11 protein-coding genes are annotated in these 11,478 nt (G+C 68.7%); 6 read left to right on the forward strand and 5 right to left on the reverse strand.

Annotated features, from left to right (window positions below):
- Positions 1 to 74: 74 nt before the first annotated feature.
- Positions 75 to 3,218 carry a VldE C-terminal domain-containing protein gene (locus tag QWJ41_RS16370; protein ID WP_302709469.1) on the reverse strand — a complete coding sequence of 1,048 codons (3,144 nt, stop codon included), beginning with the start codon at positions 3,216 to 3,218 and terminating at the stop codon, positions 75 to 77.
- A 198-nt stretch (positions 3,219 to 3,416) separates the two neighbouring features.
- Between QWJ41_RS16370 and QWJ41_RS16375 the strand changes: the two genes are divergently transcribed.
- The 3 genes from QWJ41_RS16375 to QWJ41_RS16385 are packed head-to-tail and all read left to right on the forward strand — an operon-like array spanning position 3,417 to position 6,728.
- Positions 3,417 to 4,502, forward strand: a complete 1,086-nt coding sequence (locus tag QWJ41_RS16375) for a tyrosine-type recombinase/integrase (RefSeq protein ID WP_302709470.1) — start codon at positions 3,417 to 3,419, stop codon at positions 4,500 to 4,502.
- Positions 4,503 to 4,530: 28 nt separating this feature from the next.
- On the forward strand, positions 4,531 to 4,887 hold the full coding sequence (locus QWJ41_RS16380) for a helix-turn-helix domain-containing protein (RefSeq protein WP_302709471.1): 357 nt from the start codon (positions 4,531 to 4,533) through the stop codon (positions 4,885 to 4,887).
- Between the two features lie 47 nt (positions 4,888 to 4,934).
- A complete protein-coding gene (locus QWJ41_RS16385; protein ID WP_302709472.1) occupies positions 4,935 to 6,728 on the forward strand; it encodes a site-specific integrase in 1,794 nt (597 codons plus the stop codon).
- A 338-nt stretch (positions 6,729 to 7,066) separates the two neighbouring features.
- On the opposite strand, the gene QWJ41_RS16390 is transcribed toward QWJ41_RS16385, so the two are convergent.
- Positions 7,067 to 7,438: a winged helix-turn-helix transcriptional regulator gene (locus tag QWJ41_RS16390; protein WP_032491541.1), complete on the reverse strand. Its 372-nt coding sequence runs from the start codon at positions 7,436 to 7,438 to the stop codon at positions 7,067 to 7,069.
- Positions 7,439 to 7,560: 122 nt separating this feature from the next.
- Between QWJ41_RS16390 and QWJ41_RS16395 the strand changes: the two genes are divergently transcribed.
- The 3 genes from QWJ41_RS16395 (at position 7,561) to QWJ41_RS16405 (ending at position 9,001) form a co-directional block, all read left to right on the forward strand.
- A complete protein-coding gene (locus tag QWJ41_RS16395; RefSeq protein WP_188782382.1) occupies positions 7,561 to 7,977 on the forward strand; it encodes a DoxX family protein in 417 nt (138 codons plus the stop codon).
- Positions 7,974 to 8,456: a luciferase domain-containing protein gene (locus QWJ41_RS16400; protein ID WP_302709473.1), complete on the forward strand. Its 483-nt coding sequence runs from the start codon at positions 7,974 to 7,976 to the stop codon at positions 8,454 to 8,456. The genes QWJ41_RS16395 and QWJ41_RS16400 overlap by 4 nt, the downstream gene beginning before the upstream one ends.
- An 86-nt stretch (positions 8,457 to 8,542) precedes the next feature.
- A complete protein-coding gene (locus QWJ41_RS16405) occupies positions 8,543 to 9,001 on the forward strand; it encodes a VOC family protein (RefSeq protein WP_302709474.1) in 459 nt (152 codons plus the stop codon).
- A gap of 366 nt (positions 9,002 to 9,367) precedes the next feature.
- On the opposite strand, the gene QWJ41_RS16410 is transcribed toward QWJ41_RS16405, so the two are convergent.
- Genes QWJ41_RS16410 through QWJ41_RS16420 form a run of 3 tightly spaced genes read right to left on the reverse strand, consistent with a single transcriptional unit; the run spans position 9,368 to position 11,157 of the window.
- Entirely contained in the window at positions 9,368 to 10,093 is a 726-nt protein-coding gene (locus tag QWJ41_RS16410; RefSeq protein WP_302709475.1) for a hypothetical protein, read from the reverse strand.
- Between the two features lie 16 nt (positions 10,094 to 10,109).
- Positions 10,110 to 10,595: a PaaI family thioesterase gene (locus tag QWJ41_RS16415; protein WP_188782378.1), complete on the reverse strand. Its 486-nt coding sequence runs from the start codon at positions 10,593 to 10,595 to the stop codon at positions 10,110 to 10,112.
- Positions 10,588 to 11,157, reverse strand: a complete 570-nt coding sequence (locus QWJ41_RS16420; protein WP_302709476.1) for a TetR/AcrR family transcriptional regulator — start codon at positions 11,155 to 11,157, stop codon at positions 10,588 to 10,590. The genes QWJ41_RS16415 and QWJ41_RS16420 overlap by 8 nt, the downstream gene beginning before the upstream one ends.
- Between the last annotated feature and the right edge of the window lie 321 nt (positions 11,158 to 11,478).

Genomic DNA, 11,478 nt, shown 5'->3' on the forward strand with positions numbered 1-11,478 from the left:
GATTCCGCCTCCTGGATTCGTGGGTGGTCGAAGTTCTGGCTGGTCACCTATGTGTCGGGAGGGCCCGGCAGCGATCACACGGACCGGCTGGGCTTCGAGGCGTTTTCCGCTAGCCAGGTCGAGGGGTCGACGTTGTCGGGTCCGTAGATGGAGCCGTTCTCGAGGTGGACCTCGAAGTGGAGGTGGCAGCCACTTCCGTTGCCCTCCTTGCCGACCTGGCCGATCGGCTCGCCGGCGGCGACGGTCTGGCCGCGGCTGACGGTGACGGTCTGCATGTGCGCGTACCAGGTGGTCAGAGAGCCGGCGCCGGTGGTGACCTTGACCAGCTGCGGGCCGGCCCAGCTCTGGCTGGTGTCGATCTCGATGGTGCCGGCGTGGGCGGCGTAGACGGTCGTGCCGCACGGGGCGGAGAAGTCGGTTCCGGTGTGCCAGTTGGTCCAGTAGGGGCCGGTCTCGTGCCAGTTCTTCCGGTCCGTTCCGATGTACTGTGCTGGAACCGGGTAGACCACCTCGTCGCAGGACGCGCCCGCGAGGCCGACCGGGGAGACCTGGGCGTTGGGGAGCACGTTGATGTGCGGGTGGTCGAGGTGGTTCGCGGTGGCCGAGCCTCTGTCCTCCATCCGTCGCCAACCCTCGTCGGCTCGCGCGACCGACCAGATGCGCTGGTACCAGATGATGTAGTCAATCCCGAGCTCGCGGGCGTGGGCCTGGGCGTACGCCACGAGTGCGTCCCCCTGGGCTTTGCCGGCGGGAGTCAGCGGGACCATGAAGTCGGCCGCCAGGCCGGCCGGGTGGCCGTGGGGGTCGGTGGCGCTCTCGCGGTAGCCGCCGACGGTCTTGATGTCGAACATCGGGCCGAGGATGTTGACGAGCTGCGTCAGCTGCGGCTTGACCGGGCCGAGGTTGTAGTTGGTCTCGGTCGCGACCGCGCAGCCCGCGCTGCTGCCGGCGGTGGTGGCGGTCACCAGTGGGTGGTCGGCGATCTTGTTGGCTTGGGTGCTGTTGTCGACCTGGGCGCTGGCCCAGGTGAGGTTGGCGCCGTAGATGTGGTCGATCGGCGCGTCCTGCTTGGGCTTCTTGCAGGGCTCCGCTGATCCGCCGAAGGCGTTGCTCAGGTCGGGGGTCAGCGCGCAGTGTGAGGAGTTCTGGCCGTCCTTGCCGTCGTTGAAGTCGCCCAGGATCACCGCCGGGGTTCCGGTGCCGGCGAGCTCGGTCATGGTGGCCAGCTGGCGGCGCAACGCCTCCTTGCGGTGCTCGGCGGCGTTTCCTTGCGTGTTGGCGGGGTTGTGGATGCTCCAGACCCAGATGGCCTGCCCGGCGTTGACGCTGTCGGCCGCACCCGTCAGCTGGACGACCGGCATCCCGACGTCTTTGCCGTTGAAGTATGGGATCTGGACGAGGCGTGAGTCGGTCATCTGCCAGCTGCCGCGGTCCCAGATCACCTTGTTCTGGGTGTTGCCGGTGGCCGGGTACATGCCCCACTTGGCCGAGTAGCGGTCAGCCAGGGCCTTGGCCTGGGGGCCGTGGACCTCCTGGAGGCCGGCGATGGTGACTCCGGCGTTCTCGATCGCGCTGAGTGCCCCGGGCAGCCGCTTGTCCCAGGTGGCGTACCCGGCTTTCTCGTTGCCGCCGCCCGCCTGGTAGTCGGTGTGGCCGGCGCCCAGGATGTTCAAGGTCCCGATGGTGATCGGGTTGACGGTGTCCTCGCAGTTGCTCGCGTTCGAGACCGCGCCGTCGGCGTCGGGCAGGTCGGGTAGGTCGCCGCCGAGGAGGTCGGTGATGTCGCCGGCGACGTCCTCCCACTGGGCGTAGGCGTCGGGGAAGCCGGAGCGCTGCACGGCCTGGGCCGCCTGCGTGAGCGGCATCTGCGACCAGCCGGCGATGTCGAGCAGGCCGGGGTTGCCGGTGTGCTGGGCCTTGCCGAAGAAGGCGCGAGCGGCGAGAACCGGGTTGGTGACCTCAGCCCGGCTCCCCCAGCCGGTCGAGGGACGCTGCTGGAACAGGCCGCCGGAGTCGCGGTCGCCGCCGGTGAGGTTGACCAGGTTGGACTCCTGGATCGCGGTGGCGATCGCGATCTGCAGCCCGTAGCGGGGAACCTGGAGGTCGCGGGCGACCTGGGCGATGGTGATCGCGTTGCGGGCCTCCTCGGTGGTCAGGGTCGGGTAGCTGGAGGCGAACCGCAGCTGCATCAGCTGGGCGAGCACGTCGCCGGACGGGGGCTCGACCGACGTCCTTGTGGTGTGGGCGGCGTTCACCACACCTTCGCTGGTGGCCGCGGTCGTGGGGGCGCTCTCGGGGCCGGCGCCGTTCATGGCGATGCGGGCGGCGATCCAGTGGTGGTCGGAGACCATGGTCCCGTCCCAGCCCTGCTCGAGCCGCACGCCCTGGTACTGGGGGAAGAAGACGAAGTCGACCGATTGGTTGTGCCAGCCGTAGCCGGCGGCCTTCATCTTGGCGGCCGCGGTCCACGGGAGGTTGGTGTAGGAGGCGTGGGTGTTCATGTCGCCGCCGATGAGCACCGGGCCGTGGGTGGCCAGGGAGTTGCGCAGCTGCAGCAGGATGTCCATGCCGGCGCCGTACTGCTGGTGCCTGGTCAGCGGCGGGTTGCCGTGCTGGCGGGGGTACTTGTGCGGGTTGGTCATGTGGTGGGTGGAGATCACCGACACCACGGCGCCGTCGGCGCGCTCGAGGATCACCCACGTGGCGAACCGGTCCCAAGTCACCGGCTCGCCCTTATAGAAACCCTGGTCGTTCTCCACGATCGTGACCCGGCCGCCGTTGGCCTTGGACCAGGTGTCGCGCTTCCAGAGCACGACGTTGCCCATCGAGTTGTTGTCGCCGGTGTGGTCCTCGACCCGGAACGCGTCGTAGCCGGGGGCGGCGGCCTCTATCTGCGCCAGGCTCCAGCCGCTGGCCTCGTTGAGGGTGACGAAGTCGGGGTTCGTCGACAGCGCCCGGGGCATGGAGGCGCGGAAGCCGTCGAGGCCGGAGCGGCGCGGGATGTTGGCCTGCGCCATGGTGATGTTGCCCTTGACCGGGCCGCCCACGGGGCCGTCGATGACCCCGAGGTCGCCGAGCTCGGTGGGTGCGGTCTCGCTGGTCTGGGTGCGGCACTCGGCGGCCGCGGTCGTGGTCATGACCACCATCAGGGTGACGACGAACGGCAGGGCCATGAAGACGATCAGGACCGGCAGACCGGCGAGGAGTAGCTTCTTCACGACAGGTCAGTCCCGAGCGCCTCAGCCGGCAATCTCTAGGAACTCAGGTTCGATCAGACGTCCATGCGCTCCGATCTGCGTTTGTGCAGGTGGCGTTGGTTGAATCCCCGGAAGAGTCTGAATCGACGAACCGTCACCCCAAATGACGGTTTGGCTGTAGCATCGATGCATGATCGCCTCGCTTGAAGATGGTGACTGATGGGTTTGGTGGCGCTGCCGGGTGGCAGCGCTGTTGATCCGGCACTGATAGGTGCGCAGGCGGCCCAGGACTTCGAGCAGGAGCTGGTGGACCAGTACGCGCTGGCGATGTCGGCGGCAGGTCTGACGGACCGCCACATCGGCGGGACTCGGGCGATCGTCATCGAGTTCGCTCGCTCGCTGTCGACTCCGCTGTGGGAGGCCACCTGTGCGGACGCGGACGCGTTCTTGGCCCAGCAGCGGCGGCTGGGGCTCAGCGTGTCGACCCGGGCGGGCAAGGCCGGAGCACTGGCGGGCTTCTACGAGTTCGTGATCGCCCGCTACGAGGGCACGATCCGCCGCACGACCGGTGTCTTGGTCGAGCAGCCGATCGATGAGTTCAATCGCCAGTCCGGGGCATCGCTGGGCAAGGTCCGGGTGCCGCCGTCGGATGAGGAGATCGACTCGCTGTTCACCGCCTGGCGCGGGTCGGTCACCCAAGCGCGCAAGTACCTTCCCGCGGCCCGCGACTACTTCGCCGCCTCGCTGTGGCGCCGACTCGGGCTGCGCATCAACGAGACCGTCATGCTCGACATCCGCGACTGGCGCCCCGATCTGGGCGAGTTCGGCAAGCTCCACGTCCGCCACGGCAAGGGCTCCGGCGGCCGCGGACCCAAGCCACGGCTGGTGCCCGGAATCAACGGCGCGAACCAGTTGGTCGACTGGTGGCTGGCCGAGGTCCGCCCCCAGTACGGCCACGACTGGGCCGACCCGGACGCGCCGCTGCTCCCCTCCGAGCGGTTCGACCGCGACTTGGACCGCTGTGGACGCGTCGGTGCGAACGCGCTGCGCCGAGCGCTGGGAATCCAGGTCGACCTGTGGCTCCCGGCGTGGTCGGGGCGAATGACCCCACACGTGCTGCGGCACTACTGCGCCTCGTCGCTGTACGCGGCCGGGATGGACATCAAGGCCCTCCAGGAGCTCCTTGGCCACCAGTGGCTGGCCACGACCTCGGGCTACCTCCACGTCCGCAGTGACCACATCGAACGCGCCTGGAACAGCGCGAGCGACCGCATCGAAGCCCGCCTGGGCCTCCGTACCGACTGACCCAACCGAATCGAAGGAGAGGATCCAGATGCAGTGGAGCCTGCGGCTGCGGGCCGCCGAACGAGGGATCTGGAAGTCCGCAGAACTTCGGCGGATGCTGGCAGATGCCGGGCTCGAGATCTCCGCGGGGAAGATGTCGTCGTGGTGGGCCGGGACTCCGCCGACGATGCGGCTCCAAGAACTCGACGTCCTGTGCGCCGTGCTCGAATGCACCCCGAACGACCTGATGACCCCCGAGCCGGACAAGGTCGCCGCGCGCCGTCCCCGCAACACCGACGCCGCCAACGGCGGAAACGGGGATGGCGATCCGAACGGCAACGGCGGCGGCACGCCACCGGCGGTCACACCGCGGCTCGGCAAGCCCCGCTCGACCCCGCCGCTGTAGCCCGCACCGCCACCGCTGACGGACACGACGAGCTGGAGAGGATCGGGATGCCCGCGCCCGGCCCCAACGCGGCGTTGCGGCTGCCGCCCAAGTGCAACGCCTGCCAGAGCAACCGCGTCGCGTGGACCAGCCCCAGAGTCGACTTCTGCTATCAGTGCCTGCCCGGCGGCCCGTTCGCCGCTCCACCGTGCAACCGCTGCCGCGCCCGCACCGACTACTTCAGCCAGGGGCTGTGCAGCCGGTGCCATCCCCGCAGCCCCGAGCACATCGGATCCTGCAGGGGCTGCCTGGCCTGGGGCGTCTACCCCCGCCACAACTGGACCTGCTGGTCCTGCCGCTGGTGGCAGAGCCACTACCCGAAGGGCACCTGCACCTACTGCGGCCGCACCAGCCACGTCAGCGACCGACAAGCCTGTCGCCTCTGCCTCGAGAACGCCCGACTCGAACAGAAACCCGGGCGGGCACCCGATGTCGCCGCCGCGAACAAGGACAGCCAGCAGCTGTTCTTCGCCAACATGGTCTTCAAGCGACGCGCGACGCCGGTGCCCGACTACGTCCGCTGGGATGGCCGGTGGTCGAAGAAGAACAAGAACCAGCTGCCCTACCAGCCCGGCACCAGGTTCGGCCGTCACGCGCTCGAGCAGCTGGCCCTGATTGAGATGGACCCCGACCCCGAGGTTCTGCGCCAACGCCTCCTGGTGGAGGACAGCGAACTGACGCGTTACTGCGCGGCCATCGTCGCCGACCACGCCCGCCGCTATGGCTGGAGCGTCAGGCAGCGCAATGCCGTGATCCAGTCCCTGCGGCTGCTGCAGATCCTGCGGCCCACTCCCACCGCGAAGGTCCGCGCTAGTGACGTCGTGGCGTTGCGCCGCTACGACGGCACCATCACCTCCACCCTCGACGTCCTCGCCGAAGCAGGGCTCCTGACCGAGGACGTCCCGACCCGGGTCGAGAGGTACTTCAACGCCAAGTTCATCGAGTCCGGAGCCCTCCCGGACGCCATGCGGGAGCACCTCCAGCTGTGGCTTCAGGTCATGCTCGGCGGATCCCGGCAAGCACCGCGCCAGCTGCCTCGCGAACCCGAGACCGTCGAGCTCCACATCCAGGGCCTCGCGCCCGTCGTGCAGACGTGGGTCGAAGCCGGGCGCCAGTCGTTCGCCGAGATCAGCAAGGACGACATCCTGGCCGCCCTCGCGGCCCTGCCCGCCGGCACCAGCCAACGCCACTTCGCCGAGAACGGCCTGAAGTCGCTGTTCAAGATCCTCAAGGGCCGCCGACTCGTCTTCGCCAACCCCATGAGGGGCATCGACCTGACCCGTGTCGCCACGAGCCTTCCGATGCCGCTGGACCCCGCCGTGATCCGGGCCGAACTGGACTCGCAGAACCCGGCCGTCGCGCTCGCTGTGGCTCTGGTGGCCTTCCACGGACTGACCGGCAAGCAGGTCCATGAACTGCAGATGACCGACATCGTCGACGGTCGCCTCCACCTCGACGGCCGCGACATCCCGCTCGCCGCACCCGTCAGGAGCCGGCTCGCCGCCTGGCTCGACCACCGCAACCGAACCTGGCCGGCCACCGCGAACCCACACCTGCTCATCAACCGACGCACCGCGCCGCGCCTCGTCCCCAGCGGCCCGTCCTTTCCCTGGAAGGAAAGCCGCATCCGCCCACGGGCCCTGCGCGAAGACCGCATCCTGCACGAGATCCACGCCACCGGCGGCGACGTACGCCGCATCTACGACCTCTTCGGCCTCAGCGTCGAAGGCGCCACCCGCTACCTGAAGACCGTCGAGCACCCCGACCTGAGGAACGAGGACCAGCCTGGCACCCGACCATGACCGTGTCTTTACGTACCGCGCGGCGCGGGTCGAGAGTTGTCGCAACATCCTCACGCCAACGATAAGCAACCGCAGCGCGCACGATTCGGACATTCTGGCGCTGCTGACTTTGGTCACGGGCCGCAGCGTGGCGGCTCAGCGTCCCCGCATCCGTCCCCCCGAACCGTCGAATGGCGGGGGGACGTGGCGCCCTACACCGCGTTTATGCAGGTCAGGAAGCGTCCCCCCGAAACTCAGGAGATTCCAGAGCCGGTGGCTCGAGCGGTGGAGGAGGAGTCCCGTTAAGCGGATCCACTTCTCGCGGAGCTCGGCGCGACAAGCGTTCGTGGTCGGTCAGCTCACCGGCGTCGCGAGTCCGCGACGCTGCGGCCCTGCGCCGAGCTGGTCGATCCTGGAGGCTCCCACGCCGCAGCCCATTGGGCTATGGACTCGATCACCGGCGCCAGGGAGTGACCCTTGGTCGTCAGCGTGTAGTGCGGCACGGTGGTCGCGGAGGAGGAGGGGCAGGCGCGTTCCACCACGCCCTCGCGCTCGAGCTCGCGGAGCCGCTGCGCGAGGAGCCGATCGGTGAGCCCAGGGATTCTCGAGCGGATCTCGCCGAAGCGGTCGGCTCCGTCGAGGAGTGCGCGGATGATCGGGCCGTTCCAGCGCCGCCCGATCAACTCGACCGCGCGGTGGAAGACCGGACAGTAGCCCTGTGTCTCGTCCATGCAGACAACCTCCGCGGCCGACGAGTCGCCGGACCTTGACTCTTGCCAACGCCGTTCCCGGAATGATACTCCTAGAGTCACTTACAAAGAGTAAGTGACTACTTCGCATACGAGGAGCTCTCATGGACGTTCTGGTCCTCATCGGCCGGATCCTTTTCGCGCTACTGTTCCTGGGCGCCGGGATGGGCCACTTCAGCCAGCGGGAGATGATGACCGGCTACGCGGCGAGCAAGGGTGTGCCGGCCGCAGGGTTGATGGTGCCCTTCTCTGGTGCGGTGAGCATCCTGGGCGGCCTCATGGTGGCCGTCGGGGTCTGGCCCGACCTCGGCGCCCTGCTGCTGGTCGCCTTCCTGGTGCCGACGGCGGTGCTGATGCACGGCTTCTGGCGCGAGACCGACCCGGCGAGCAAGGCCAACGAGCAGACCCAGTTCCTCAAGGACCTGTCCCTCGCGGGTGCCGCGCTCGCCCTGTTCGCGTTCTTCGCCTCCGCGGGCGACGAGCTCGGCCTGCTCGTGCTCGGCCCGGTGTTCACGCTGTGACCGGCTTGCTAGTCGACCTGCCCGCCCGCGGCGGCGCCAGGCCGCGCACTACCCCGAGCAATCCGCACACCCAGCTCGATCAACAACCGGAGGACGATCGGCCGCGCCGCCTCCTGGAGGAGCGGCTCGCCCAGCTACCCGGCGTGGTCTGGCGGCCCAGCATGATCTCGGTCCCGGGAGCGCGCGCCCTGACCCTGCCGGAAGACGCCGCGCAGGGCCCGCCCGAGGCCTTCATGATCGGCACCGAGTTCGCTCACCTGCACCCCGCACCGGACCACTCACTGCACCTGGTGCTGCCGCCCGACCTCGCCTCCCGCGTGATCGAGACAGGCTGGGCAGAGCAACACCCGGTCGCCCGCCGCGGCCTGATCACCTCGGGCGCGGTGATGATCTACGCACCCCGCGACGAGGAGGAGGCAGAACTGGTCGCCCAGATCGTGACCGCCGCCTTCGAGTACGCCACCAACGCCCCGGCCTGACCAGCCGTACTGACAGAGCGCCGACGTGACCGGCATCCGGGCCACTCGGGTCCGGACCAGTCGAACAAAGATCGGAGTCAGCCATCATGCGCATCCACGAGCTCGGCCACCTGGTGCTCTACGTCCGCGACCTGGAGCGCTCACGGCGGTTCTACCGAGACGTGCTCGGCTGGAACGAGATCCGCGGGGAGGTCCCCCTGCCGGTCCCCGCGGCGGCGTTCTCCTCCGGACGCACCCACCACGAGCTGCTGCTCATCGAGGTGGGCCCGGCCGCGGCGCCGATGCCCCCGGGGCACCGTGTGGGCCTGTACCACTTCGGCCTCAAGGTCGGCGACAACGACGACGACCTCCGCGAGGTCGTGCGTCACCTGACCGAGCACGGGGTGCAGATCCAGGGGGCCAGCGACCACACGATCACCCACTCGCTCTACATCGCCGACCCCGACGGGCACGAGATCGAGCTCTACGTCGACGTGATGGCCACGGAGGAGTGGCTCGCCGACCCCTCGGTGGTCTTCGCCCCGATCCGTCCCCTACGTCTGTGACCCTCCGTGCCTGGAGCGGCGCAGGCCGCAGCGTCTGGCCATCGGCATCCAGTCCGCTGCCCAGATCACCGGCCGTGCTGAGGTGACAAGGCCGGCACCGTGTTGCTGCGCTACTCACTTACGACAATCATGCCGTCTCTCAGATGAGTATGACGGCGGCCGATTGCGCGATGGGTCACGAGGGTGAAGGGAGCGAGCGAGCCCCGCACGCGCGGGGGGTCCGGATCGCCGCGGTGTCCGTGCTCCTCGCAGTCCAGCATGCCCCGGTGCTCGGACGGCTGACGGTTCACCTGCATCGAGCGCGTCACTGCGAAACGCCTGGGCGTGCCCGGAGACTACGGATCGTGGTGTTGAGGTCCCATTCGGTCAGCGGATGTTGGGGCCGGTCTTCTCGTCGAGGTTGCGCACGTGCCGCTCCACTCTTCGCAGGGTCCGTTGGAGGTTCTCGAAGTAGCCGGGGAGTTCTTCGAGGACGGCGGTGCTTCGGTTGAGCCGGTCCAGACTTCCGGGCAGTGGTCCGGTGGTGGAGGCGAGCCTGCGCAGCGGCCGTTCCATCTTGTCCAATGGTTCGACGAGGCTTTGGTCGAGGCTGGCGAGGCGGCCGTCGAGCCGGCGCAGGGAGGTCTGGAGGTCGCCGAGCTGGCCGGACAGTCGCGCGAGTTTGGGTGCGGCCTCGCCGAGGGGTTTGGAGGTGCGTTGCAGCGTCTCGAGGTCGCGCAGAAGTCGGTCGACCTGGCCGGCGAGGGTCTCGATGTGCGGCGCGACCAGGGACAGGTCTTTCGTCGCTCTGACGACCGGCGGGGTGACCTTCTTGACGTTGCGGTCGATCCGCTGGACTTGGTCGAGGGTGTCGGGGGCTCGGTCGACGACCTCGAGGGTTTCGGGCATGCGGGTGGCGGCTTTGGCGAGGCCGGGGATATGGGGGAGGAGCAGTGCGAGTCCGAGGGTCAGGACGAGGAGGACCAGCGCGACGAGGGCCGCGAGCGCGCGTACCGCCCAGAGCGGAAGAGCGTTGTGAAGCATGAGGAACCATCCTTGCGTTGACGGGCAGCGGGTCCCGCTGTTCGCCTCGGGCAACGGCGTGTTGTTCACCCGCCCGATGCTGCGGTCACTGCGTACCCCGGGTGAAGTGGTCGACACCGACGGTGACGAACACCGCTGTCGACGTTGCGACCAGGAACCCGTCGCGGTCGGTCAGGCTGGCGGCGAGGAACAGTTTGCGGCCCTCTTGATTCGTCACGCCCGCCTCCATCCGATAGGGGGTGCCGATCATGACCGGCGCTCGGTAGTCGACCGTCAGCTGGCGGGTGACCGCGGGTGCGCCGACGAGGTAGAGCAGGAATCCGTAGAGGTCGTCGATGACCGTGGCGACTGCGCCGCCGTGGGCGATGCCGGGAGCGCCGACGTGCCGGTTGTCGAAGGTGTGCTCGGCCACGACGCCGTCCCCATAGCGGCGAACCTGGAGGTGATGGCCGTGCGGGTTGTCGGGTCCGCAGCCCAGGCACTGCTCGTGGTGGGGCGGCAGGTCGACTCCTTCCGCGTGCGGCCGGAACTTCTCAGCCCAGGTGGCAAGCATCGATTTCAGGTCAGTCATGGGATGGACGGCCTCTCAGGAGTTGGGCCCAGGCTGCGAGGACCTGTTCTTGGCGGTGGCCTGGGTGGGAGGTGAGCAGGCCGCTGACCCCCCTGCCGAGGAGGAGGTCGAGGGTGAGCCGGATCTTGATCGGGTCGTCGGTGACGTAGGTGCGACAGATCTGCGCAAGCTCCTCGTTGACGCGCTCCTCGGCTGGGATCAACTGGGCTCGCAGATCGGGATGTGAGCGGGCGGCCACCCACAGTTCCAGGGTGGCGGCGTACAGCGGACCAGAGAGAGCCTGTGCCAGCAGCCCAAGCGCAGCCTCCTGCGGCTCTGTCCGACTCCGAGAAGCCTTCGCCCCTTGAAGCGTGGCCGGGGACAGGTCGGCCAACGCCTCGCGTACTCGCCGCAAGCGCTTCTGCGCAAGATGCTCGACCGCCGCGACCACCAGTTGGTCTCGGGTCCCGAAGTGATGCAGCTGTGCGCCCCGTGACAAGCCGGCCTTCTCGGCCACGGCGGCACTGGTGGTGCCGGTGTAGCCCAGGTCGACCAGGCACGCCACGGTGGCCTCCAGCAGCACACGACGAGTGGCTGCGGAGCGTTCCTCCTGCCGCCTTGCCTGCACTGACACAGCCACACCTTACATGCAGGCACGAATGTATGTATGTCGGGAGCGTCGAGTTCCCATCCGACGGCGGGCCGGCCATCCTGAACGATGCCGGGACCCGACGTCTGTCGGTCAAGTTCGGCGATGCTCGCCGACGACGACCGCTACACCTCCGCCTCGCTCGCGGAAGGGTCTCAGGTCAGTCCGGCCGTGATAGCCGCCGAATGGCCGAGGCGACGACGTTCATCGCGTTCCTGCGCAGCGCATTGGAGGGAATACGGGAGCGCTGGTCCG

The organism is Nocardioides cremeus, from assembly GCF_030518195.1.
Classification (GTDB): Bacteria; Actinomycetota; Actinomycetes; order Propionibacteriales; family Nocardioidaceae; genus Nocardioides; species Nocardioides cremeus.